The organism is Corynebacterium macginleyi (assembly GCF_003688935.1).
GTDB lineage: Bacteria > Actinomycetota > Actinomycetes > Mycobacteriales > Mycobacteriaceae > Corynebacterium > Corynebacterium macginleyi.
On sequence record NZ_REGE01000015.1, the window covers coordinates 1 to 24513 of the forward strand.

The window sequence follows — 24513 nt, forward strand, 5'->3', positions numbered from 1 at the left end:
AGCCCGGAAGGCGGTGGCTCGCTGGATTGAGATTGTCTACAACCGGCGTCGTCGCCACTCGTCCATCGGGATGGTAAGCCCCGTCGATTTCGAAGCCCAGCTCGCTGATCAAAATTGTAATAAGAAAACCGCTGCTTAACCCCTAAGCAGCTTAACAACGTGTCCACGACTTGCGGGTAACCCCAGTAAGCCACCGTGGTGAGAGGTCTACTTTTCGGTAACTAGGCCCTATTCTGCAGCCCTTATTTCTTGGTTAATGTTCAGAAGCGGGTATCCTTTCCTTGCGATGCTGAACTGGAAATTCATACTTTCGTCAGAGCCAGTCACGTAAACTTTCACGGCTCCAGAGCATAGGGATGGGTCTTCTCCATTGCTGCTAGCACGCGGAGCGTCTGGGTTTGAAACATAACCTCGGTATTCGAGATCCATTGTGTCTACATGCTCGTTTTGCTCGCCCGGTACTTTCGCTGACGTTCTTAATACACAGCCTTCATCTCCAGCAGCAATTTCATCTCCATCTAGGCCCCAAGTCCGCAGTTTGAGGTAAATCGGTGCAACACTGGGTACTGGACCACTAACCGACATGTATGGTGCTTCACCTACTGGAAAAATAAACGGGCCCGTCATCGGTTCTTTGAAAAATGTCAATTGAATCTTTGAAAACCCGTATTTTTCCACGTCTTCCCATGTCTGGGTCCGATCAGTTAGTTCACCTTCCCCTGGTTTATTGTTGGAAAATGCAAGAGTGTCATTTTCTATTTCTGCACTTTTCGCCGATTCACTGGACCTATCCGGCTCCTCAGCCTCCGCACTCTCAGCTTTCGATGTCTCAGACTGGGGCGCAGAGGCAGATCGTTCGGTAGAAATAGTAGTTTCAGGGGATATCTCTTCGAAAGGACTCCCTGAATCAGATTGATCACTTTGTGAGCATCCCGCCAGAAGCAACAGTGCTAAAAAAGCGGAAGTCGTAGACCCAAAAATTGATTTTCTATTATACACTTAATTTTCCTTTACCTTTGATGGATCTTTTTATACACCAAGATTTTTTCAGGGCAGGCTCGACGATTCGACAAATTAAATTCTAGTTATACGCCGTAGAACAAAATTCCATTGAATCAAGCGTCAGATGCGAAATCTAGTACCCCAGCCTGTAAGCGATGGCAAATGACCTACTAGCAAGCTGACGACACGACAGTATCTTACAGCTTTCGAACACGTGGCGTACCGCAACTAAGAATCCGTATTTCTACTTCCCTGCTACCAAAGCGTTACTACAGGGAAGCATTCCGCCGTTGCGATTGTCCTCGGCAAAAAGACAGACACCGGTTTTTGAAATTTCAGATCTCTTCTTCTCGATGGCAAACTGTCCTAACTCTCTTCTTCTCGATGGCAAACTGTCCTAACCTGAATTCTTCGCTTTAGACTCTTGGATGTGACCTCGATGAAGGTATTCGAAGGTCCAGCATCAAACTATCGTGCATCTACTGGACTACTGAAGCTAAGCGTCGAGTACTCCACACTTCGAAAGACATCCTCGATCGATGAAACTAATCTCAACCTTGCCTGCTCAAGAGCTGAGTAGTTCGTTTCATTTAATCAACTTCAAACTTCCTTTTTCATATAGCTACGGAAAATCGGGCGTTTGAATACCTGCTTAAGAACGGAGAAGAAGATGCGAAAAGCAATCGGGATCGGAAGTGCTCTATTAGCCGTTGCAATGGCGACAACAGGATGCTCGGCATCGCACAGTCCAGAAAAGGCCTTCCAAAACGCGGCCAGCGAACGTATGGATATCTTTATCGAGCTGCTGTAGATTGCGGAAAACCACCAGGAAGGTGATAGTAAGAAGGCGGTAGAAGCTGCGCACGATTGGGCCGATCGATACAACGAATTCCAAGCAGATTTTCTTTGTGCAGCTGAGCGCTCATCAACGAGCGCACAAGCAGCGGCGTTATTTGTCCAAACATCTCAGCCGTCCGAAATCCCGAGCGAAAACAAACGCGATGAGCTTCAGGAAAAGAACGACAACGCCATCAAGGATGTTAAAAAATCTGATTCCTCGACGGACGACGAAGCCTACGTCACCTCGAACGGAGATGAATTTGCAGAGTTATTCGACACCGGTGAAGTAAAGTTAGTAAAAGAAGCTGAAAATTGGAAGGTCTGCGAAGAATCCTTCCAACTCATGTAGGATCACAGCCGAAGCCAATCAAGATAGAGCGCAAACTTTCTAAATTACATCCGAGAGGTGATTGGGTTCGCAATTTCCTCTAAGAAGCAATTGAGCAATCCGTGAACGACGACCGCCGTGACTTGAAGCAATCATTTATTGATCACCTCGACTTCAAAGAAGATACACATGTCTTGCGCCCTTTGGGGAATGGAGGCATGGGTACTGTATATTTGGTCAATCGGCGTTCTCTCGACCGACTAGAAGCCATCAAGATCCTAGCGGTCGATGACCTAAAAAGCTCAGCTGAATTGAGACAGCGGTTCATCCGCGAGATACGGATGCTCGGAAGTTTGCGCCACCCAAATATCGTTCGAGTTAATCACTGTGGTGTTTTCCCAGAAGGTGTCCCTTACTTCTTTATGGACTATGTCGAAGGGACAGATCTTCGCCATTTGATTACGGAGCGCAAAAGCCAAGGCATAAAATTTACGTTGGAGGAAAGTCTCGATCTACTCTGGCCCATTGCGAAGGCTCTAGACTACCTACACCATCGCGGCAAAAACTCCGTAATTCATCGAGACATCAAGCCCGCTAATATCCTCATCCCCAATGAAAGTTCTGGGTACCCGGGTGCGATGCTAACCGATTTTGGAATCAGTATAAGCCACGATATTACTTCCATAACTCAAACGGGATTTTATGTTGGGACACCAAAATATATGGCCCCTGAACTCGGGAGCTCAGATGGAGCTACACCCAACGGCACTGGAATGTCAGGATCCGCTAAGTCCGACGGCTATAGTTTTGCCCTAATCTTACTAGAATTATTAACGCTAACTTCACCAAAAAACTTCATTGATCCAGCAACCGGTGCCATAGACGTTTCTGAGTCTCAATTTCCGCCGATGCAAATAGATGATCGCAGGCGCCTTGTGGCGGCCCTTCAACAAGAGCTATCCAACGTACCTGCTAGGAGGTTCGCAACCTGCTCCGATTTTCTTGATGCTGCCTCCCCCATCTCCCCTGCACAGCGTAGCGAAAACGCATCCGCCCTGTCCGTTAACGATGAAACTCTTCCTGAATCAGTTCACATGAATTCTTCAAGTGTGGACACTCCAGTGCGGGCTCACACATCTTTAAAGAAAATTATCGCTCTAATTGGAGCTGGCAGCACTCTGGTCGCTAGTCTTTTTGCAGGTGCATCCTGGTTGCGATCAAGCAATGATTCCCAGTACCCAGACATTGCTGCAGAGTTTCCACAATTGGTTGGAAATAAGGGATGGAGAGATCACCCTTGTAAAACTGGGAGCAGCACTGACAAAATTAGCCAACTGGTAGAATGCGGCAACTCGAATGAAGGATATGCGATTGCCAAATTATCATCAACCGGAAGTTGGTCCGACTTCATGCCAGAGGAAGACATTCGTACGCTTTCGAACGGCAAATGCAAAATCAAGTTTTCCAAAGTCAGCGACTCTGAGGTATTCATTGCCCCTTTGGATCTCACTGAAAACTACTTGATTAAAGTATGGGGCGCTCAAGCCGCAGAAGAATCTGTTAATATGCCTATATGCTGACTCAATTGGTGATGCGGGATGCAGACGGTAGGACACTCGGATTATTCCCTCCCAGCACGATCACCGTTGGCAGAGAAGGCGATTTCAGGATCGGCTCCGATGATCCGTACCTACACCGAATTTTGCTTCAGGTTTGGTGGGACGGAGCAAAATGGCTGGTCGAAAATAGGGGCTCTTCGATATCTGTACGTCTAGTACAAATGTCTTCAATAAGGAAGCGTAAAACTCAAAATAAATCTTCTTCGCTTGAACCCAAAAGCGAAATCTTACTTAGAAGTGGAGCTAGCTGTCCACTACCAAGAGGATTAAATCTAGTTGTCTTTTCCACGCCCCAAATGGAATACGAAATTTCTTTTACGCTCACTGAACCAAAATGCTCACGCCCCGAGGTAGACACAGCATTCTTCGACAGCCCCGAAACCGTATCTGGACTCAAATTGAATTTTGAGCAACGCCAGTTGCTTAAAGTGCTCACCGAAAAATTGTATCGATATCCCGGATCAGATGACTCCGCCATACCCATGGTGAAGACTCTTGCACACTCGCTTGGCTGGTCAGAAGGAAAGGTTAACGCAAAGCTGGAGCGTCTTGCCCATCAAATTCAACGTTCGGGGACATCCTTGTCAAAGCCTTATCGGATTTCACTTGCACGCTATACTTATGATGCAAATTTGCTTGGTTCTACACCATAGCAGTGCAGTACTAAGTCAGAAGAGCTCGTAAAAACTTACATACCTTAAATATGCTCCGAGAAAAATTCTTTAAGAGAAGGGGTTCTTACGAGTCCCGATTCCTCACTCAAGTGCCAATTGAAAATGACTCCGGAGGACATACTAAGCAAGATTTTTAAGGGCCTCGGTTACCAATTTCCAGAAGCCCGCATGGTCCAGCTTGGTAGCGACCTGGGTATGGCAGCTGTCATCAGCGGGTTCCCGCAGGTCAGTCACGGTCATGCCGGTGGTAAGTACGCCGGCGAGCTCGACATGCACGGGTGCCTTGCGTGTTCGCACGATGCTCGGATCGATGAGGTAAGCCACCGTGCACGGATCGTGAACCGGAGGATCCGTAAATCCTTGGTTTTGCTGATACGCCTCACGGAAGAAGCCGAAGAGGCCGACAACAAAGTCTGAGACGGGCGTATTCAACGCCTTAATTTCGGCTTCGACCTCGGCAGTGGCCAGTGCCTGGTGGGTCAGGTCTAGGCCCACCATCGTGACCGGCCAGGGTTCTTCGAAAACGATATGTGCCGCCTCAGGATCGATCTTTATATTGAATTCGGCGACTGGGGACCAATTGCCCTCGTGGTAGCCGCCGCCCATAAGCACAACCTCTTTGACACGCTCTACGATGCGCGGTTCTTTGCGCGCGGCCATAGCGATATTGGTCAACGGACCCGTTGGAACCAAGGTAATGGTGCCGGGTTCGTGGGACATGATGGTGTCGATGATGAAGTCGATGGCGTGGGCATCGGCAAGCGCGGTGCTAGGCTCCGGAAGCTCGACGCCATTAACATCCATGCCGGTGGAGCCGTGGATGGCCTCGGCGACTTCTACGGGGCGCACGAGCGGGCGATCGCAGCCGGCGTAGACCGGAATCTCTGGGTGGCCGGCGATCTCCTTGACCACCAGGGCATTGCGGGCGACCTTGTCCAAGGTCTGGTTGCCGCCGACGGTGGTAATGCCCAGCAAATCAATGTTGGGGTTGCCCATGGCCAGGAGCAAAGCCACCGCATCATCGTGGCCGGGATCGCAGTCCAGAATAATTTTTTGCGTCATGTCTCGAGCCTACTTTTGGTCGGTGAAGACTGCCACGGTCTCATCGTGCGGCGCAGCTTCAATTCCTCTGTGCTCACCAGCTGTACCCTGGAAAGCAGCAACTCACCCCGTAAACGGTATAAACCGTCGTGGAAAGGAATTCGCCCCGCCATGCCTTCAATTTCTGACCGCCTGACCCAGGCACAGCAAGATTTTAACGCGGTGATTTCCACCATTCCTTTTGATGAGGATGCCGTAGATACTGTACTTACGCTGCGCGGATCGCCTGTTGCTTTTAAAGACATCGTGGATATCGCCGGGGTGCCAACGACCTGTGGCACCAACGTGGATATGGGACCGGCTCCGACCATGAATGCCACGGTGGCACAGCGGCTAATGGATGCCGGCGCGATTCCCGTTGCCAAGGCCAACCTCCAGGAGTTTTCCTATGGCATCTTGGGTGACGCCTCCGCTATGGCCGCGGAATCAATCCTCGCGATCCACAGGTCTGCGGCGGCGGATCCAGCTCTGGGTCGGCGGCGCTGATTGCGTGCGAGGCGCTCGATCTCACGGTGGGTTCCGATAACGCCGGTTCCGGCCAAGATATCATCCACCATCGATGTCTCTGCGTTGCAAACCAAAGGTGAGCGCTTCGCTGGTCTGCTGTCTGCGCTGCAGGATTCCACGTTCGCAGCCGTGGTGCGCGTCGATTACTGCCAACTCGAATCCCCCTCGCTACCACCGTGAAGCTCTACGCTCCAATGCGCCTCAAGGAGGCTTATGACGTCCACCAGCCCTATCTTGACCAGCGGGATAAGTACCAGGATGTCATCTTGGAGCGCGTCCTCGGCGGGGCAGGATATTTCTCAGGCAGACTACGACGCTGCAGCGCAGCAGGTAGAGGAGTTGCGCACGGCAGCACTGCCGACTCCGCCGCCAGCCTGCGCCGCTGGACCGAGCCTTTCAATGTGTTGAGTTGGCCGGCGATCACTATCCCACTGCGCACGAGGGACACCACGGGAGTGGGTGATGCGGTGCAAGTCATCGACAAGCCGGGCCAGGACCTCACCGTTTTACGCGCCGCCCGCGAAATTCAGGCACTGCTTTAAGCACACCGAAATTTTGCGCGTCTCTGCCTGCTGACGTCGTTGGTAAGGTGATGGTTATGAGCACTCCAGCACAGCTTGCCGCGCGGTTGCGCGCTGAGGCCGATGACGGCTCCTTGGAGTCATTCTGCTTGGATACCGGCATTGACCTGCTGGTTCTTTTTGGTAGCGCGCACGTAGATGCCACCAATGCTAATGATGTTGACCTTGCCTATTCGGTCGATTTCTCGCGCGCGAAAGCTGCGCGTCCCAACGTGCTCGACGTTGCCACAGCGTTTTACGCCCGCTATGGCGACGGCATCGATCTCATGTGCCTGGATACCGCAGACACGGTGGCGCAAAATGAAGCTCTACAAAAGTGCGAGCTCTTGGTCGATCCGTCCAATTCCAAGTATGGAACGCTGCAAATGATGGCGGCACGGGAGTACATCAATACGGCGTACCGTCGCGATTTCGAGCTCAGGAGCTTAATGTCATGAGTCCACGGGATTTCCAAACAGACACTATCCGCAAAAGGCTTGTCTCCCTCCGGCGCATACTTGGCGAGCTTGAAAAATACCGGGATTCAGATGCGAAAGAACTGCGCTCTGACCTTTCACAAATGTATGCCGTGTTTTTCATGCTGCAGCAAGTAATCGATCTTGCCACGGATATTAACCAGCACATTGCGGCAACGACCTTAAACGTTGCGGACTCTAGTAGCCGTCGCGGTTTCGAAGATCTCATCCGCGCGGGCATTCTACCCGCCGACTTGGAGCAGGATTTCTATAAGAGTGCAGCTTTGCGCAATGTCATTACTCACCAATACGTTGAAGTGGATTTGGGAATCGTCTCCAATTCAATCCCGCGAGTATTAGATGTATATACGCAATACGTTAAATCGATTTCGCGCTGGTTAGCCTCGCGCTAGCACGGTCTTTTCTTGCGTGCGCGGGCGCCAATATGCAGCTTCTACTGCGGTAAGTTCTTTGAAGTGCGAGGACGTCAGCTCATCCATTGCGGTTAAATAGCCAGCCACATCCTCGCGCGGTAAACGCAGGCCCATCGTCAAGTGCGGCGTCCAGCGCGGACCGCGGCCCTCGGGATTGGCGGCGCTAATCTTCCGCGCTGCCATGTCGAGTTCATCGCTGGTCTCTAATAACCAAGCCACGGTTCGTTTCCGTTTCGTGCCAAAGATGACGTTTCCCACGCGCCGAAACATCGCCGGAATGACCGCCGGTAAGAGCTCCCCGGCAAGCTCAACAACGTGGGGATCCATCTCCGGCGCGAAGGTCACCGTAATATGCGGGCGCTGGTATTGCACGGGGAATCCGCGCTCGGCCAAACCTGCAAATATCTCTCGGATGTGCTCCTCCTGCCTTTCAGGTAGGTAGAGCAGGATATTATCCGGCGATGCTGAACTCACGATGCGGCTTTCTTCGGTTCAAACGGGCATGATTCACTAATGTTCCCCAAGTGGGCGGCGGTTTCACTCTGTTTCCCGTTCTGGTTCTGGTTCTAGGGTACCGCCGGTCGAGGCCTGTGTGATCTCCACGATGCTATAGGTCCTACGCACAGTTTGAGCAAATTCGTCCTTCAAAAATCGCAACGCGCCTTCAATTGACGCAGAGGAGGTTGCACATCGGACAATGCGCAGAGGACGTTGCGCATAGGACCTCATAGGACACTGCGCAAGGGGCCTTGTCCATGGCGTCCTGCACGCCGGGCCCTGCACAAAACCCGCCGACATGCTTGTGCTCGCTTAAACGGATGCCTTTAATATGAGTATGAAAACATCAGATTCTTCGCCCTTCATTCTCGCCATAACGGCGTGCCCGACGGGTATCGCCCATACTTATATGGCCGCTGAGAACTTAGAGGCCGCCGCTAAAAAGCTGGGCTACCGCATCAAAATTGAAACACACGGTTCCATTGGTGTGGAAGGCAACTTCAGCACACACGACATTGAACAAGCCGATGCCATTGTTATCGGTGCCGACACCGTCATTGCGAAGGACCGCTTCCAGGGTAAACGTCTGGTATCCACCGGCGTAGACGAGGCCATCAAGCACCCCGAACAGCTGTTGACCAAGTCATTGGAGGCCGCACCGTGGAAGGGGGAGGATAAGGAAGCATTAGAAAGCGGGGCGGGCAATCCCGCGGAAGACGCAGGGCTGAGCAGTATCGGGCAGACCATGTACAAAGCGCTGATGAACGGTGTTTCCCACATGATTCCCTTTGTGGTCACCGGCGGATTGCTCATCGCCGTGGCGCTGTCTTTGGGCGGCACGCCTACGCCGGAAGGTCTGTCCATTCCTGAAGATAGCTTCTGGAATACCCTCAATGAGCTCGGTAGCCTGGCTTTTTCGCTCATGGTGCCGGTCTTATCTGGCTACATTGCCGTTGGCATCGCAGATAGGCCGGGGCTAGCGCCGGGCCTGGTCACCGGGCTCATCGCCACGACCGGCTCGCTGTATGGATCCGAAGCCGGAGCTGGATTCTTGGGTGGTATCGTCACCGGTATTCTCTCCGGCTACGTCGCACTTGCGATTAAGAAGATTCCGGTGCACAAATTCGTCGCGCCGATCTGGCCGATTATCGTCATCCCCATTTTCACCACGATAATAGTGGGCCTGACCTTCATTTATTTCATCGGCGCGCCAATTGCCACCGCCTTCGGGGCCATGACCGAATACCTCGGTGGTCTGCAAGGCTCGTCTGCAATCGTGTTAGGACTCATCATCGGCGCGATGATCGCTTTCGATATGGGCGGGCCATTCAATAAGACTGCCTTCCTATTTGGCGGCGGCATGATTGCGGCGGGAAATGCAGCACCGATGGGCATGGCCGCGACCGCGATTGCGGTTCCGCCGCTCGCCGTGGGTGTGGCCACCCTCCTGCGCCGCAATTGGTTCAATAAAGCAGAAAAGGATTCCGGTATCGCCGCGCTATTTATGGGATTTTTCGGCATTACCGAAGGTGCCATTCCCCTGGCTGCGGCGCGTCCCCTGCAGGTCATCCCGGCCAATGTCGTGGGTGGTGCCGTCGCCGGTGCCATGGCCGGCGCGTGCGGCGTCCAAGATCATGTCATGCATGGCGGGCCCATCGTCGCCGTCCTCGGCGCGGTGGATCACGTGGCGTGGTTCTTCCTGTCCATGCTCAGCGGCATCGCCGTGTGTGCCGCGCTCATGCTCCTGCTCATTCGCCTGACGCAACGCTCCCCCGAATCGGACAAGGAGACGGAGTCACCGGCCGTCCTTCCGCTTCTCAGCACCTCCACCATTAGCCTCGATGAACCGCTCGGCACTGACTCTGAGGCCGTCATCAGGTCATTAGTCTCTCTCGCCGCAGACGATGGCCGCATTAACGACGCCACCGCGGTTACCGATGCCGCCCTTGCCCGCGAGGCCCAACACTCCACCGGCGTGGGACACGGAGTGGCCATCCCTCACGCTCGCTGCGCTGGGGTTACCACACCGACGTTGGCCTTCGCCCGGCTTCCTAAAGGCGGTATCACCTGGGGAGCTGAAGAAGAACCCACGACCTTAGCGTTTCTTATCGCCGTTCCCGATAACGCTGGGAAACAGCACTTGAAGCTGCTTTCTACCCTCGCCCGCGCCATCATGAGACAAGATTTTCGAGCCCAGCTGCACGAAGCCAACTCCCGCGAAGCAGCAGAAGAGATTGTCTCCTCGATCCTGCGGGCCGAACCACAAGCCGCCGTGGAATCTTAGTATTCTGTCCTCCCCTCAACCTGCCTGGACCGGAGCTGCTCCATCGATATCTCTTCACCAAAAAGTAACCGCCTTCACAAAAGGCAGTGGCACGGGTTACACTTGGATCCACACTTATTGTTCAACAATTAAGGATGGTGTTGCATGGCTTCACTCCACATCGATCTTAACGCGGACTTGGGTGAAACCACCGCCGGCAACCCAGTAGCCGATGATGCCGCAATGCTGGAGATGGTCTCTTCCGCCAATGTCGCCACCGGCTTCCACGCCGGTGATCCGCACTCCATTGCCCAGACCCTTAAGGCTGCAGCGCGTGCGGGAGTAACGGTGGGTGCGCATGTGGGCTATAACGATCCAGCGGGCTTTGGCCGCCGCTTCATCGACTACAACCCGGCAGAGCTGGCGGATGAGGTCACCTACCAAATTGGTGCGCTCGATGCGCTAGCGCGCGCTAATGGCACGCGAGTGTCTTACGTGAAGCCGCACGGCGCGATGTACAACACCATCGTCACACACGAGGCACAGGCCAAGGGCGTTATCGCGGGCATTAAGGCCTTCGGGGATCTACCCGTGATGCTGCTGCCGGGCGGACTAGCGGTCGATATTGCGAAGTCGCAAGGCTTAACCGTCATCCGCGAGGCGTTCGCAGACCGCAACTACAACCCAGATGGCACGTTGGTCTCCCGCACGCAGGACAATGCGGTGTTGAGGGATGAAGGGGATGTCGCCAAGCGCGTGCTGGAAGTCGCCCAGACCGGATCCATTACTGCCATCGATGGCACCACGCTCAATGTCGATGCCCAGTCCGTATGCACCCACGGTGACTCGCCAGGGTCCGTGAAATTGCTACGCGGTGTGGTTGAGCGCCTCAACGCGGAAGGAATCGACATTCGGAGCTTTATCTAATGCCGCATATTCATTTCGTTGGTACCCGCGCCCTGCTCATCGATTTGGACGCGCTCGAGCAGGTCATGGCCTGGCATACGGCGCTATCCGCTAAACCGCTGAAGAACCAGGTGGATTGCATCGCCGCTGCCACCACGTTGCTCATTACCTTTGAGGCGCCGAATTCCGCACGCGCGGCCGCAGAGTTTTTGGCGGACTTCTCCCCTGCCGCAGCCACCGCGAAAGAGCAACGCACTGTCGATATCGATGTGCTTTATGATGGCGAGGATATCGACACCGCCGCCGATCTCCTCGGCATGTCGCGCGAGGCATTGATTGATTGGCACACCTCTGCCGAATGGACCGCCGCCTTTGGCGGTTTTGCACCCGGATTTACCTACTGCGCGCCCTCCGATCCTGCTCAGGCCAAGGCCGTGCCCCGCCGCCGCGATCCGCGCACGGCCGTTCCGGCTGGCGCCGTGGGCATCGCGGGCGAGTTTTCCGCGGTCTACCCGCGCGTTTCGCCAGGTGGCTGGCAGCTACTTGGCACCACCAATACCCCAATGTGGGACTCGCATACGAACCCGCCGGCGCTGGTGCAACCCGGTGACCGCGTGCGCTACCGCGCCGTGGAAGAGCTGCCAGACTTGGTGGATCGCAGCGCGGAATTCAAGCGCTCGCCGGCCCGTCTGCCGCGCATGGAGGTCCTCGATGCCGGGCTGCTCACCCTATATCAGGACTTGGGCCGTCCCGGTGTCGGTGACCTCGGCGTAACGCCCTCCGGTGCCGCCGACCAAGCCGCCGCAGCGACCGCGAATGTTGCCGTGGGCAATCCGCGGGGTGCGACGGTGCTCGAAAATATCGGCGGCATTAAGCTGCGCGCGCTGACCGATACCGTCATCTGCGTTACCGGCGCCACCGCCTGCGTTCGCTTGGGCGATATGCCCGTGCACCTCGCCCGCCCGGTGCTCGTTACCGCGGGCCAAACCGTGAGCGTCGGTGCCGCGACGGTAGGAATGCGCAATTACGTGGCCATTCGCGGTGGTATCGTCGCCGAGTCTGAGCTCGGGTCTTCTGCCACCGACATCCTTTCTGGCCTCGGCCCCGATCCCGTCAGCACCGGCGATATCATCGGCGTGCTACCACGCTCAACCGGCATGACGGATGCGCAATTGGTCAATCCGCTTCGCGTATCTGTCGACTCCGCTGGCAAAACGCGCGCAACACTGCGCTGCGTGTTGGGCCCGCGGGATGACTGGTTTGGCGATAATATCGCTACCTTCCTCGATACCGAATGGGTCGTATCCTCTGATTCCAACCGCGTTGGGCTGCGGCTTTCCGGTGCCCGAGAACGCGCAGCGGCTTCCGAAGCCTCTGCAGGCGGGGACATCACCGTACAGCGCGTCAAAGACGGCGAGCTCCCCTCCGAGGGCATGGTTGCAGGCTCCATCCAGGTCCCGCCAAATGGTAAGCCGGTGGTCTTCATGCGCGACCACGCTGTCACCGGCGGCTACCCCGTCATTGCCACCGTATTGGAGGAAGATATTGACATCGCCGCGCAACTTCCACCCGGCGCGCGCTTGACCTTCCGCCTAGTGAAACCCCACTGATGACACCCCACGCTTCACATACCGGAGAATAATATGCAGATTAAAACTGTTCTTATTGCAAACCGCGGCGAAATCGCCGTGCGCATCGCCCGCGTGGCTCGAGACTTGGGCATTAAGTCCATAGCAATTTATTCTGAGGCCGACGCCGGCGCCCTACACACCCAGGTTGCGGATGAAGCCTATGCGCTGCCCGGCAATACCGCCGCCGATACCTATATGAATATCCCGGCGCTGTTGGATATCGCCGTGCGGGCTGATGCCGATGCCATCCACCCGGGCTACGGTTTCCTTTCCGAAAACGCCGACTTCGCCCGCACCGTCACCGATGCCGGCATGATTTGGATCGGACCGTCGCCGGAGTCCATTGAGCTTTTGGGCGATAAGATTGCCGCTCGACGCGTTGCCGAAGAGGTTGGCGCGCCCCTGGCCCCGGGTACTTCCGATCCGATTGATGATTGGCAAGAGGCCCGCGCCTTCGCCGAGGAACACGGCCTACCAATTGCCATCAAGGCTGCCTACGGCGGCGGTGGACGCGGCCTTAAGGTCGTAGATTCCATGGAAGAGATCGAGGGCGCATTCAACTCCGCCGGGCGCGAGGCAATGGAGGCCTTCGGCCGCGCCGAGTGCTACGTCGAGAAGTTCCTGACCCACCCGCGCCACGTAGAGGCGCAAGTCTTGGCAGATAACCACGGCAACGTGCGCGTGCTGGGGACCCGCGATTGCTCCACCCAGCGCCGCTTCCAAAAGCTCATCGAGGAGGCCCCTGCGCCCGCGCTTTCCGCTGCCCAACGCACCGGCATCATCGAAGGTGCTCGTTCCATTTGTTCCCACGTGGGCTACACCGGCGCGGGCACCGTGGAATACATCGTCTCCGAGGACGGCACCATCTCTTTCTTAGAGGTCAATACCCGCGTGCAGGTCGAGCACCCGGTGACCGAGGTAGTTACCGGCACCGATATCATCGCCGAGCAGTTCCGCATCGCCGCCGGCGAGCCGTTGTCCATTTCAGAGGATCCGGTCCCCACCGGCCACGCCTTCGAATTCCGCATCAATGCCGAGGACATCCTCAACGGTTTCGCCCCCTGCCCTGGCACCATTGTGTCCTTCGAGCCGCCCACCGGTCCGGGTATCCGCGTCGATTCGGCTGTTCGTTCGGGTTCTATCATCCCGCCGTACTATGACTCGCTCATCGCCAAGCTCATCGTGTGGGGACCCACGCGCGAGATAGCCCTCGCCCGTTCGCGCCAGGCGCTGCGCGAGTTCGATGTCTCTGGTGTGCGCACCGTGCTGCCCTTCCACCGCGACATGATGGACGAGCCTGCCCTCATTGGCACCGCTTCTTCCGCCGATGCCGATGCCGGTGCTAGCGAAATCGGTGTCTTTACTGACTGGCTCGATCACAACTACCGGCCCTCTGCCGCCAATCAGGTGGACAAGGTCGAGGCAATCTATACCAAGCGCCGTACGGTCGCGGTGGAAATAAACGGCAAGCTCGTCAATATCGGCGTGCCCATGGATTTCCTCGTTGGTGCCGGTCCCGGCGCTGGCGCGGGCGCCACGGGTGGTTCTGGTGCCACCGCTCCCTCGACGGCCGGGGCGCAGGCCACCGATGATAATGCGGTCACCTCCCCCTTCGAAGCCAATCTCGTGGCCTGGAATGTATCCGATGGCGATAGCGTTTCCGAGGGTGATTCCATCGCCACGGTCGAGGCTATGAAGATGGAATCTGCTATCAAGGCCCCGCGCGGCGGCACCATCACGATAATCGCTCAGGAGGGCGACCGCCTGGATTCTGCGACGGTGCTTGCGACCATCGACTAGCGCGTGCTGCCTGCCGGTGGGCCCGCACACCTACCTGGGCGCCTGGCCGCGCAGATACTCGCCCAGGTAGGGCAAGAGAAAATGCACGGTTCCGTAGCGGCGGCTGGCGATGAGATCGCGCTCAAAAAGCAGCTTGCGGGCCATGGAAATGGCATTGGGACTCTTGCCCAGGCTCGTGGCGATGGCACCGGTGGGAATATCAGTACCGTGGTCGGTCTCCAGCTCCGCCATGGCGTTGAGAAAAGCGCGCTGGGCGTCAGGAACATTCTTCAACGCAATCTTGTGCACCTGGTTGCCCATATGCGCTGGAATCTCGCGCGCAATCGAGGACACGTGGCGCTCTTCTATGGTCTCCGTCCCTTCGAGTACCGCACAGGTCCACGCCAAAGCACCGACCAGCTGCAAGAGGTACGGATAGCCCTGCACCAATGCGGTTGCCTCTTCCAAAGCGCGCTCGGCGAAACCGCGCCCAGCCGCGGTGGCGGTGCTGTGGAGGGTCTCGGCGACGGTGGCATCATCAAGCAGACCCAAATCCAACCTTTGAGCGCGGCGCAAAAAGGTTGTACCCTCGTGCTCCAATAGTTCTTCTACCCCAAAGGTTAATCCCGCGGCGGCGAAGGCGATATCGTATTCGTCCCGAATGAGATCCTGGATGGCGGTGGCAAGCTGCGCAAGCTCATCCACGGAAGCTGCTTGCACCTCGTCGACCGTCAACAAGACGCCAGCATCATGCGCACGCGCGGCCTTGAGGAGGCTGCGCAGCCGCGACACCAAGCTGGGCTGGGCCTGGTTGTGGGTTAGCTGCGTCGTCACAGATCCCACGCCCGCCACAGAGAATCCCGTGATCTTGCGGCCCTTCTTCTCCGTATAGTCCAGCTCCTCTATGGCTTCCGGAATCGTGGAATCGCGCAGCTGCGCTACCATCTGGGCATCCGCATAGGCACGGATGACAACCCACCCTAAGCGGTGTGCGGATTCTTCAAACTCATTAAGCAGCACGGTTTTGCCCACCCCGCGCGTACCGCTTACCAGCAAGGCGCGCTGCATGCTGCCCACGCCACCCACGAGCCCATAGTTAAACGAGCTGATTTCAAATTCGCGCCCGGCCAGCTGCACCGGCGACGCACCAAAACTGGGGCGAAAAGGGTTCTTATCCGGAATCACTCTGACAGACCTTCCGTTTATATCTTTTAGAACTATGACTTCAGTTTAGATCTTTTAGAACTTCACCACCCCTTTAGAACTTTTAGATCTTTAAGTCATACGGAATGACCATTGACGCCTCACCCATTCAGTAAGGTGAGGGGCATGCTTTCCCAGTCCGTCGCCACCGCTTTGCGCCAAGAGATGTCGGCCGGCAATTTTCAGCCCGGCGAGCAGCTCAGCGAGGTAAAGGTGGCCGAGCAATTCGGTTGCTCCCGCAATACCCTCCGCGAGGCCTTCACCACGCTCGCAGCCGAGCGTCTGGTTGAACGCATCCCCCACCGCGGCGTTTTTATCGCCACCCCGGATGCCGCCTATATCCGCGATTTATTCGCCGCCCGCGCCGCCATCGAGCCGGCTGCCGCGCGGTGGGGCGCGTTTAGTGATGCCCCCTCGCTCATCTCCCTCGCCTCCTCCGCCTTTGACTACGCAAGTCACAATGACCACCAGGAAGTCTCCTCCATTAACCAGCGCTTCCACCAAGCGCTGGTAGCCGGACTTAATTCCCCCACCCTGGATGAGCAGATGAGCAACCTGCTCGCACGCATGCGGCTCACCTTCCTCCTGGTCATCCCCCGCTACCCACAGCTGCACGCCGAGCACATTCAAGGCAACGTTGATGTGGCCACGCTCATCGCGGAGGGAAAACGCGAAGAGGCCACCACGCACTTGCGCGATAGCCTCTTAAAAACCTGCGATAAGATCTTGGCCGTCACGGACTAAAATCCAGTGGCAAGGTCAAAAGCCTAAGGGATAAAATACTCCGCATCCCGGGCATTGTTCGCCCACGCTTGCCAGGCGTATGTGTGACGGCCAACTCTAGCTTTAATTCCATCACGATGGCCTACGAAGTGACCCCACACGCCCAAAAGACGGGCAGGCAGATCCGATGTGTACTAGCCAGCCTTAAGAACGCCGACAATGGGGACCGGCTTGGGGGTTGCGCTGGGCAACGACAGCAGGTTGGCCCCTGTAGATCTCCGTGCATGCCCAGCGGTAAGCCTCTTCTCATGGGTGCGCGTGAACTCACGCACCTCTTCTGGGGTGTGCTTTATGCCCAGATTGCGGTGATCCCGGAGACTGCTCGAAGGCCGATGAAAATGGTAAGTAACCACGCCAGACCACCAAGGATAAGCAGCCACTTTGGGTACTTATAACCTTGCAGCAAGTCATTGCGGCGCCAGGCTACCCACATCACCAGTGCGAAACCAATGGGAAGGATGAGCCCGTTAATCGCACCGGCGAAAATCAAGAGCTTTTGTGGCGCGGAATTGATTATTACAAAAATAATCGTGCAGACCGCAATAAAGATGACGGTGAAAATATTACGCGTACGGGCCGAGGTTCCCTGGGTGGTCACAAAAGATACCGAAGTATATGCGGCACCAATGACGGAAGACAGGCCCGCGGCAAAGAGAACAACACCGAATGCGCGGAGACCAAATTCACCGGCGGCACGGTAGAAGGCATCGGCGGCCGTATTATCTTCTGCAAGCGTGACGCCGGTAGCCACCACGCCCAGCACCGCCAAGAAAAGCAGCATGCGCATAATTCCAGTAACGATGATGCCGCTGACGGAGGTTCGGGTAATATCCTTGACTCTTTCAACGCCAGAAAAGCCCGCATCGATTAGCCTGTGCGCGCCGGCAAAAGTGATATAGCCGCCCACAGTGCCGCCAATAATGGTAGTAATGACAAAGAAATCGATTTCGCCCGGCGCAACGGTATTCTTAAGCGCCTCTCCCACCGGCGGTTGGCTGACGATAGCCACATAAAGCATAAGCAAAATCATCACCGCGCCCAGGACAGCCACGAGGCGGTCAAGCGCCATTCCGGCGCGACGAGAAAGGAAGATGAACACCGCAATCGCCGCCGCAATGACGCCGCCAATCCGCGCATCGATGCCCAACATCGCATTCAATCCTAAACCTGCGCCGGCGATATTGCCGATATTAAAGATCGCTCCGCCGAAGAAGACGAAACCAGCGAGCACCCAGCCCAAGCCGGGAAAGACGGTATTGCCCAGAGTATTGGCGCGCATTCCCGATACGCAGAGCACACGCCACACATTGAGCTGAATGGCGATGTCCACCAAGATAGACAGCGCAATTGCGAAGGCAAAAGAGGCGCCCATCTGGACGGTAAAGACCGAAGTCTGGGTCAAAAATCCCGGACCGATGGCCGAGGTAGCCATGAGGAACATGGCACCCGCCAAGGCGCCGATACCTTTGGGCGGGGTCTTCGCCTCCGCCTGTGTCGGGGCGGATGCCTGTTTTTCAGCACTCACTATTTTCACCTTTCGTGACACCGGTCTCTGCCAAATGTGATTCGCATCATCATAATTGCTAGTACTGATGTTGTTCAACAACATCAATAGCTAGGGGTGATTCGGGGGTGATCTACGCTACTTTCCCTGCCCTTCGTCCCAGGCACTCAACTATCGTCTCCACTACCCGATTTGAGTCATTGACCAGCTCTTTTGGGCCAAATCTTAAGACCGTAAAGTGCTGGTTTTCGATTTCTCTTTGCCTGCGCATCTGTTCTTTCACCACTGTTTCCGGTGGCTTTCCATAAGTACCGTCATACTTGGTATCCCCATCAACCTCGATAATGAGCCACCCATCGATGCATAAGTCAGCCCGGTACTTTCCCAATACGCGAAATTGTGGGTACACACTGGCCGCGGGAATCTTTTCAATAATTAACGCCCGCAAAAGCGACTCATACGGGGACTCGGAACCGGCACATGCATGCTTTATTGCCATTGTCATAGGGATTGGTCCCTTCATCCGCGCCATTGCTGCCCGAGTTTCCTTCAGCTCTTCTATCGAAACCAAGCCCGCACGCAACGCGGAATCAACCGCTACAAGCCCTTCCGTAAACCCATGTAACCTAGCGATATCCAAGCACGTCCGCGCCGGATTGGTCACCCGAACTCCGGATCTTTCCACCGTTGTCTCCTCTACGCGTGACATGATGTAGCGGCGGTTTTATGGCCTGCGGTTTGTGTGTTTGTCCTGGTCACAGCGTTTCGATACGTCCGAAAATTCCAGGAATTACAGTGGATCTGGGGCGAATTGCGGGATTTTTGCGGGATTTTGCGGGACAGATTCACCCCGCTCCCCGACTTGCAATGTCGTAAATTACGACATATAATAGAGTCAGACGGCAAGGAGAAAACCTCCTGGAAGAGGCCGCAAAAACGGAAAGAAGTCCGAAAATGTCCTTTACTATCGCTAACTCAACTCCCAATCGCACCGGAATGGCCGCTGACGTCATTGTTGACGGCGTATTCACCTACCGCCTTATTTCTCTCGTTCGAGATGGTCTACACACACTCACCCTGCGAGATTATGACGACCGCACAATCGTGGCACGTATCACGAGCGAAAAGGGTATAACTTTTTCGAATGACTTCATGTGGAATTGGGTTGGCCAGGCCGTTAAGGAGGCTGCTTAATTGACCCCTGCTGAATTTCGTGTCCTGCGCAACTCGCTAGGTTTAACCGCGCAAGATGTGGCTAGCGCCAGCGAGGTTGCCTTGCGCACCGCACAGCGCTGGGAGGTCTCACAAGAACCTCCGGCCGATGTTCAGGCGTGGCTGCTGGATAAGTGGGCGCTGGTAGCCGACCGGGTGGGCGATGTTATCGACCTGGCCGAGCGCGGTGAGCCAATCCGGCTTATTTCTTACCGTGATGATGCGACTGCTTTCGAGCGGCAGGGTATGAGTGCCAACGAGCATGCGGCGTTGCTTGGGCATATTTGTATGGCTTTAGAACAGTGCGATTTTGACTATGAATTGCTTCCTGCGCCGTAGCGGTATAGATTGTGTGGTGTCCCCGCGTTAGCGGGGTTGAGCCGATGTTAGTGCTTATATGCTAATGTTTCTCTTGTTTTCCCCGCGTTAGCGGGGTTTTTCTTTTCCCTATTGCTACGCTTGACATAGTACTACGTGTTGTGTAGTATTAAGGGTGTAAGCAAGAGGAAGGAAAAACAATGACCACCCCAGCACAAGCAAAATTCATCACCACCCTCCGCGAAAACTTCACCCCAATCACCCGCCGCACCCGTCAGCAACTCAACGACAACGTCACCTTCATTGTCAACGCCGCTGCATTCGACGGCGACATCCTCCCCACCGGGCAGGTCTCCGCATGGATTGACACCCTCGTCGAGCAGCACAACCACGCCGCTTCTTGTGGCCTGGACGAGCTCACCACCGCCGAAGCCAGCGCCCTTATCGACACCCTGAAAGACGGTCGCCACCCAGCCCTAGCCACCAACCTGGACCAGACTTTCACCCTCGTCGGTAGCGGCATCATGGCCGAGCTGAATGCGTGGATTGAGGACAATCGCGCCCAGCTCGCCGAGCGTATCGAAGCCAACACTGCTGCAGGCCTGGACAACGAAGAGAACTTCGAGCCTGCCGCCCTTAATGCTGCTGCACACCGCGCCGTTGCCTACTACCTCCGCTTCCGCGCCGCGCAGGTCAACACCATCATCGCCAACTACACCGACGCCCTCGACAGCAAAGGCTACGAAGCAGCCATTGACATGGAGCTATGGCAGGCGGTCGAAGAACGCGCCGAAGAACTCCTCAACCGCAACGACAATGCCCCGACTGCTTTCGAGCGCCGCGTACAAGACGACGCGGTAATTGCAGCAGACCAAGCACTCACCCTTTTCCCCGCGGACATGCTCGACAATGCCGAGCTTTACCGCGTGTGCCGCAAGATGATTGTCCAGCTCAAGAACATGCGAGGTGCGGAATGTGCGACCGCCTAGCCGAGATTCTGCGCCTGGACAAAGAAATCACCCGATTGGAAGCCACACTAGAGGAGCTGAAAGCCAGGCGTGCCGCCGCCACCCGCACCGCACTCGCCGACGGTATCACCCAATACCGCATCGCCCAGGCTGTAGAACGCACCCAATCGACCGTGGCGCGGTGGAAAAAGATGTAAAACCGACTTGCAATGTCGTAAATTACGACATATAATAGAATCAGACGGCAAGGAGAAAACCTCCTGGAAGAGGCCGCAAAAACGGAAAGAAGTCCGAAAATGAAAACCTATGAACGTTTCAACGATGCAGTCCAGCACGAAATCATCGACGAGCTGATTATCTCCAGTGGCACCGAAGCCAACCCACAGTTCTACATCGACCCGGACGCCGACTTCTGGGACGTAGTAGCCTCCCACGCCCTATAAACGACGAAAAAGGCCCCCACCCTACGTTGGGGCGGGGGCCTGGCTAGTCGTCTGGCATCATCGGCTTATCTAAAATCTTTTTCCAATAATCAATCCGGCTGGCCGCCGGCACGTCACCGACACGGCCTTCTCGGTTCCAACTCGCAACGGCAAGCGCATGGTCAGTAGCATGACCCAATTCTCGCTTAAGCTCCCAATTGTATTGCTTGAGATACTCAATCTGCCGGTCATGCTTATCGACTACGCCGCGAAGCTCCGTAACCTGCTTGTCCAGGGATTGAATATGCGTGGTGACGGTTTTTACTTTCGTTTCATCACGGGACGATTGACGATTGATGATGACCGTGATGATAACGCCGCCGAGGGTGATAAGGCCAACCCATATTTCGGTCGGGATTGACGTCATTCAATAGGCCTCCCCTCTATCAGGTGATGCACCGAAGATGGTTTATCGCGGGCTATGAAATACGAGGTGAAAACGCTGAAAAAGCCAGCAGGAGGTAATTTTTTGCGCTTACCCAGCCACGGGACATGTCAGCGGTGAAAAACGCCACGCTCCACAGCATGAGCATCACAGTCACTAGCGTCAGCCCGTTTACCCTCGCAAGTCTCGATACCCGCTGATACCTCCCTCGCAGGGGTAGCACGGTGCCGAGGGTGAGGAATACAGCGGCAATAAACCATAGTGTCCACAATTGGAGGGGGATGGACTGTTCCAGTGATATGAGCTGGCGTGGTGCGCCGCCGATGTAGGCGAGCACCATGGACCAGGACCATGTGCACCATACCCCTGCGATAAGCCGGGGTAGGTTGCGGTGTAGTGGGGCGAACGCACAGTCAAGAGTGGTTGTGCCCATTATTGGCCACCTCCTTATTCGCCGCGACCGTGACTATGTGCTGGCGGGTGCGTGCCTTGTGCGTGTTCGGGGTCCTGGTGGTTGGGGACGGCTTCACCGGCTCGGCGTGCTGCTTCCTCGCCTGCCGAGTAGGCGGTGGTCTCCGCCGTAACAGGGGCGGGCTCGAGAGCGGCTTTTTCCAACCGGGTTGCCATAGATGGAGTAATCGCACCCGGCGTTGTCGCGTGCACCAAGGTCTGTGCGATACCGACGGTGATGGCAATGACGGCGTTAACCCATTGCGGCGCATCTGCTGTGATGACAACCAGCAGGTTAACCAGCTGGAGGATTGTGCCGGCCACGGCGGCGATGGTGTCTTTGCGGCGTATAAACCATGGTTGGCTACGCAGCGCGTTTGCTACTGAGTCTTGAATTTCGGTGGACATTATTTTTGTGCTCCGTTCTTTTTGATGTCGTCGAGGTCGGTGCGTATTTTCTCCAGCTCGGTCAGCATCACGGCCAGCATTTCGGGCATGGTGCCCTGGTCGCCGGGTTTGGACTGGTAGTTTTTCACCAGCTGGCTGATGGACCAGCCGTTGTATTGGCCGCTGTCCCGCCCGCCGGTAATTTGCTGCCGGATGTCTTTTACGTCCGAGATGACCGGGCCGAGAAAGCCCGTGATGAAATCAGTGAAATATTTAATCGTCAGCACGTCAGCTGGTTCCTTTCGAGGTTGGGGTGTTTTCAATGAGCCGTCTGGGTTGACCTTGCCTGCCGCTAGTAGGTCGTAGAAGCGTTGGGCTTCTGCCATCCAGCGGTCGTGATATTTCCCTCCGGCCGCCAGGTGGTGTGGGCAGCTCGTGGAGGTAAATTCGCGGTGGTCGCGGATATTGACACCGAAAAGCGGGCGACCGAGATTGTAGAAAAGGCAGAGCGAGGCGGCTAGGCGTGCTCCCACCAGAATGGTGGTATCTGAAATTGGGTAGCCGTTGATTGCACTGTTGGAATGCTCGATTGTGATGGTCTCGCGATTCGAGGTTAGATTAGCGTTGGACCACGGGGTATCACGGTCGTAGACGACCTGGCCGACCTCACCGATGGGCGATACTACATAGGATGCTGACGCGGCGCGTGACTGCCAGACATTCCATGCGGCGTCTGTGTCGCCGACCATGGCGAGGTGGTGACGTGTGATGTATTTGATGCGGTGGCCTCCACGGCCGGGCGTGAAGTGTTTTTGCAGTAGTCGTATTTTGTCCGGTAGGACCTGGTAATAATCTTTCATTTTTTCACCTGCTTTTGACATAAAAATAGCCCGGCCGTTGTGGCGGGCTGGGGCGTGTTTTGGGCTGGAAAATTCCGCGAATTTAATGTGTTTGCAGCTTGCTAATGCTGTATTATTACAGTACAATATTAAGTGTAAGGCCGCAAGGCACTTACAATAACTGAAAAGAGGAGGTGAAAGATGGAGTGGCTTATCGCCATAGCAATCATCTGGCGGCTATCAATAGAGACAGCAAAACTAATTTCAAATCACAAGATTGAGATGAAAAAGCTGGAACTAGATAGCTAGGCACCTCGGGAGCTGAATATCCTTACTACTCAGCTCCTGGGGTGCACCCCCTCAAAATACCACACCCTCGAAAGGTCACATCATGTCTAAAATTTCAAGCGCACTAATAGTGCTAGCCGTGCTTATCACACTCACCCAAGAAAGCACCCCAATATTATGGATAATCATGGCCGCCACTGTGGTTACGCTCACAATTGAGACCGTCCAGCTCGTACAGAAATGGCGGAAAAATGCAGCCTAAAATCATTGACGCGGACACAGGAAAAGAACTGTGGCGCGCTACAGAGTGCGCAGCGCACTGCGGTATCACCCCACGTACGTGGGCGAGTTACTACGCGAATAAACGCACACCCGCCCCTGTGGCCATGCTCGATGGCCGTAGCGCACTGTGGCTTGCTGAGGATATTAAGCTCTGGCATGCGGCCCGGCCGGGCTCACCGGCACAGCTGCGCCGCTAAGCTTCCTCCCCGGTTTCTTCCCAGCTGTTGTCGGTTCCGGGTTCGGCGCGGTTGCCGTCGGTGGTGGAGCGCCACTGCTTGCCTTTGTGGGTGACGATAGCGCCCGCCGGATAAAGCTCAGCCTTATTGGCCGGTTCACGCCATGCCGGGGTGCTTGGTGCCGGTGATTCTTCCACCCGGCCGCCGGTCGGGGCCTCCGCCTGCTCGTCTTCTTTCGGTGGATTGTAGACCTCCCACCCAGAATCCGGCGCACTCGGCTTAGCGTAATTCAGCCCGTCCCGACGATTGATGTAAATACGGCCCTCATCCATCACCGCCTCGCCCAGAAAATACGCCTTATGCTTCTTCCCCTGTGGACTATGCCACGCGGGAATGATGCCATCACCATTAATCGCGGCCTCCTCCGTTGCTACGTCCGGGCGCGTAATCTCGCCCTGCGCCGCCAAATCCTTCACCATCTCCACCTGCGCTTCCTCCACCGCAGGCAATGCTTGACGACGCTTGACCTCATCATCAAAAATCCAGTCTAAAAATTCATCCCAATCATGGGCGCTGAGACTTTTGACAGCGGATTTCAATTCTTGAATACTCATAATT

At 55.7% G+C, this 24513-nt stretch carries 29 protein-coding genes; 18 read left to right on the forward strand and 11 right to left on the reverse strand.

Annotated features, from left to right (window positions below):
* Positions 1-228: 228 nt before the first annotated feature.
* Positions 229-999: a hypothetical protein gene (locus D9V82_RS09230; RefSeq protein ID WP_121912105.1), complete on the reverse strand. Its 771-nt coding sequence runs from the start codon at positions 997-999 to the stop codon at positions 229-231.
* A 1293-nt stretch (positions 1000-2292) separates the two neighbouring features.
* Between D9V82_RS09230 and D9V82_RS09235 the strand changes: the two genes are divergently transcribed.
* Entirely contained in the window at positions 2293-3750 is a 1458-nt protein-coding gene (locus D9V82_RS09235) for a serine/threonine-protein kinase (protein WP_121953310.1), read from the forward strand.
* Positions 3744-4442 carry a hypothetical protein gene (locus D9V82_RS12255; protein ID WP_167449773.1) on the forward strand — a complete coding sequence of 233 codons (699 nt, stop codon included), beginning with the start codon at positions 3744-3746 and terminating at the stop codon, positions 4440-4442. Before D9V82_RS09235 ends, D9V82_RS12255 begins: the two co-directional genes overlap by 7 nt.
* Positions 4443-4583: 141 nt before the next feature.
* Here D9V82_RS12255 and uriH read toward each other — a convergent pair whose 3' ends face one another.
* Positions 4584-5525 carry a uridine-preferring nucleoside hydrolase UriH gene (uriH, locus tag D9V82_RS09245; protein WP_121912107.1) on the reverse strand — a complete coding sequence of 314 codons (942 nt, stop codon included), beginning with the start codon at positions 5523-5525 and terminating at the stop codon, positions 4584-4586.
* Positions 5526-5675: 150 nt separating this feature from the next.
* Between uriH and D9V82_RS12705 the strand changes: the two genes are divergently transcribed.
* From D9V82_RS12705 to hepT, 5 genes are all read left to right on the forward strand, one after another.
* Positions 5676-6050: an amidase family protein gene (locus tag D9V82_RS12705; protein WP_259466310.1), complete on the forward strand. Its 375-nt coding sequence runs from the start codon at positions 5676-5678 to the stop codon at positions 6048-6050.
* Positions 5990-6151 (forward strand): amidase family protein, encoded by a 162-nt coding sequence (locus D9V82_RS12900; protein ID WP_259466312.1) that lies wholly within the window; start codon positions 5990-5992, stop codon positions 6149-6151. Before D9V82_RS12705 ends, D9V82_RS12900 begins: the two co-directional genes overlap by 61 nt.
* Before the next feature lie 96 nt (positions 6152-6247).
* A complete protein-coding gene (locus D9V82_RS12710) occupies positions 6248-6613 on the forward strand; it encodes an amidase (RefSeq protein WP_234456427.1) in 366 nt (121 codons plus the stop codon).
* A 56-nt stretch (positions 6614-6669) separates the two neighbouring features.
* Positions 6670-7089, forward strand: a complete 420-nt coding sequence (locus D9V82_RS09255; protein WP_121912108.1) for a hypothetical protein — start codon at positions 6670-6672, stop codon at positions 7087-7089.
* Complete coding sequence (gene hepT, locus D9V82_RS09260; protein ID WP_121912109.1) at positions 7086-7520, forward strand: type VII toxin-antitoxin system HepT family RNase toxin; 435 nt, start codon at positions 7086-7088, stop codon at positions 7518-7520. The genes D9V82_RS09255 and hepT overlap by 4 nt, the downstream gene beginning before the upstream one ends.
* On the opposite strand, the gene D9V82_RS09265 is transcribed toward hepT, so the two are convergent.
* The gene (locus tag D9V82_RS09265; RefSeq protein WP_121912110.1) at positions 7506-8015 is read right to left on the reverse strand and encodes a 2'-5' RNA ligase family protein; all 510 of its coding nucleotides are present in this window, start codon (positions 8013-8015) and stop codon (positions 7506-7508) included. The genes hepT and D9V82_RS09265 overlap by 15 nt on opposite strands.
* 361 nt (positions 8016-8376) lie before the next feature.
* Here D9V82_RS09265 and D9V82_RS09270 point away from each other — a divergent pair, with 361 nt between their 5' ends.
* The 4 genes from D9V82_RS09270 to D9V82_RS09285 all read left to right on the forward strand — a co-directional run bounded on the left by D9V82_RS09270 (position 8377) and on the right by D9V82_RS09285 (position 14639).
* Entirely contained in the window at positions 8377-10323 is a 1947-nt protein-coding gene (locus tag D9V82_RS09270) for a fructose-specific PTS transporter subunit EIIC (protein WP_121912111.1), read from the forward strand.
* A 144-nt stretch (positions 10324-10467) separates the two neighbouring features.
* Positions 10468-11229 (forward strand): LamB/YcsF family protein, encoded by a 762-nt coding sequence (locus D9V82_RS09275; RefSeq protein ID WP_121912112.1) that lies wholly within the window; start codon positions 10468-10470, stop codon positions 11227-11229.
* Positions 11229-12818, forward strand: a complete 1590-nt coding sequence (locus D9V82_RS09280) for a 5-oxoprolinase subunit B/C family protein (RefSeq protein ID WP_121912113.1) — start codon at positions 11229-11231, stop codon at positions 12816-12818. The genes D9V82_RS09275 and D9V82_RS09280 overlap by 1 nt, the downstream gene beginning before the upstream one ends.
* A gap of 33 nt (positions 12819-12851) precedes the next feature.
* Positions 12852-14639, forward strand: a complete 1788-nt coding sequence (locus D9V82_RS09285) for an acetyl/propionyl/methylcrotonyl-CoA carboxylase subunit alpha (RefSeq protein ID WP_121912114.1) — start codon at positions 12852-12854, stop codon at positions 14637-14639.
* A 30-nt stretch (positions 14640-14669) separates the two neighbouring features.
* Here D9V82_RS09285 and D9V82_RS09290 read toward each other — a convergent pair whose 3' ends face one another.
* Positions 14670-15803: an ATP-binding protein gene (locus D9V82_RS09290; RefSeq protein WP_121912115.1), complete on the reverse strand. Its 1134-nt coding sequence runs from the start codon at positions 15801-15803 to the stop codon at positions 14670-14672.
* A 144-nt stretch (positions 15804-15947) separates the two neighbouring features.
* Here D9V82_RS09290 and D9V82_RS09295 point away from each other — a divergent pair, with 144 nt between their 5' ends.
* Complete coding sequence (locus D9V82_RS09295; RefSeq protein WP_121912116.1) at positions 15948-16565, forward strand: GntR family transcriptional regulator; 618 nt, start codon at positions 15948-15950, stop codon at positions 16563-16565.
* Positions 16566-16893: 328 nt separating this feature from the next.
* On the opposite strand, the gene D9V82_RS09305 is transcribed toward D9V82_RS09295, so the two are convergent.
* Complete coding sequence (locus D9V82_RS09305; RefSeq protein ID WP_183122526.1) at positions 16894-18057, reverse strand: NRAMP family divalent metal transporter; 1164 nt, start codon at positions 18055-18057, stop codon at positions 16894-16896.
* A gap of 184 nt (positions 18058-18241) precedes the next feature.
* A complete protein-coding gene (locus tag D9V82_RS12715) occupies positions 18242-18607 on the reverse strand; it encodes an endonuclease domain-containing protein (RefSeq protein WP_234456428.1) in 366 nt (121 codons plus the stop codon).
* A gap of 455 nt (positions 18608-19062) precedes the next feature.
* On the opposite strand from D9V82_RS12715, the gene D9V82_RS09315 reads away from it, so the two are divergent.
* From D9V82_RS09315 to D9V82_RS12260, 5 genes are all read left to right on the forward strand, one after another.
* Positions 19063-19302, forward strand: coding sequence for a hypothetical protein (locus D9V82_RS09315; protein ID WP_121912120.1), 240 nt, complete (start codon positions 19063-19065; stop codon positions 19300-19302).
* Positions 19303-19659, forward strand: coding sequence for a helix-turn-helix domain-containing protein (locus D9V82_RS12440; protein ID WP_200436672.1), 357 nt, complete (start codon positions 19303-19305; stop codon positions 19657-19659).
* 179 nt (positions 19660-19838) lie between these two features.
* Entirely contained in the window at positions 19839-20627 is a 789-nt protein-coding gene (locus D9V82_RS09325; RefSeq protein ID WP_121912121.1) for a hypothetical protein, read from the forward strand.
* Positions 20612-20803, forward strand: a complete 192-nt coding sequence (locus D9V82_RS09330; protein WP_121912122.1) for a hypothetical protein — start codon at positions 20612-20614, stop codon at positions 20801-20803. Before D9V82_RS09325 ends, D9V82_RS09330 begins: the two co-directional genes overlap by 16 nt.
* Before the next feature lie 99 nt (positions 20804-20902).
* Positions 20903-21049, forward strand: a complete 147-nt coding sequence (locus D9V82_RS12260) for a hypothetical protein (protein WP_167449775.1) — start codon at positions 20903-20905, stop codon at positions 21047-21049.
* Positions 21050-21092: 43 nt separating this feature from the next.
* Here the strand turns inward: D9V82_RS12260 and D9V82_RS09335 are convergent, their stop codons facing one another.
* From D9V82_RS09335 to D9V82_RS09350, 4 genes are read right to left on the reverse strand one after another with little or no spacing between them, the layout of a single operon-like run.
* On the reverse strand, positions 21093-21455 hold the full coding sequence (locus D9V82_RS09335; protein WP_121912123.1) for an MlaD family protein: 363 nt from the start codon (positions 21453-21455) through the stop codon (positions 21093-21095).
* 52 nt (positions 21456-21507) lie between these two features.
* Entirely contained in the window at positions 21508-21906 is a 399-nt protein-coding gene (locus D9V82_RS09340; protein ID WP_121912124.1) for a hypothetical protein, read from the reverse strand.
* Between the two features lie 14 nt (positions 21907-21920).
* Positions 21921-22331, reverse strand: a complete 411-nt coding sequence (locus D9V82_RS09345) for a hypothetical protein (RefSeq protein WP_121912125.1) — start codon at positions 22329-22331, stop codon at positions 21921-21923.
* Positions 22331-23170: a peptidoglycan recognition protein family protein gene (locus tag D9V82_RS09350; protein WP_167449776.1), complete on the reverse strand. Its 840-nt coding sequence runs from the start codon at positions 23168-23170 to the stop codon at positions 22331-22333. Before D9V82_RS09350 ends, D9V82_RS09345 begins: the two co-directional genes overlap by 1 nt.
* 518 nt (positions 23171-23688) lie before the next feature.
* Between D9V82_RS09350 and D9V82_RS09355 the strand changes: the two genes are divergently transcribed.
* Positions 23689-23916 (forward strand): hypothetical protein, encoded by a 228-nt coding sequence (locus D9V82_RS09355; RefSeq protein WP_121912127.1) that lies wholly within the window; start codon positions 23689-23691, stop codon positions 23914-23916.
* Here the strand turns inward: D9V82_RS09355 and D9V82_RS09360 are convergent.
* Positions 23913-24509, reverse strand: coding sequence for a hypothetical protein (locus tag D9V82_RS09360; protein ID WP_121912128.1), 597 nt, complete (start codon positions 24507-24509; stop codon positions 23913-23915). The two genes, D9V82_RS09355 and D9V82_RS09360, sit on opposite strands and share 4 nt — an antisense overlap.
* Positions 24510-24513: the final 4 nt, after the last annotated feature.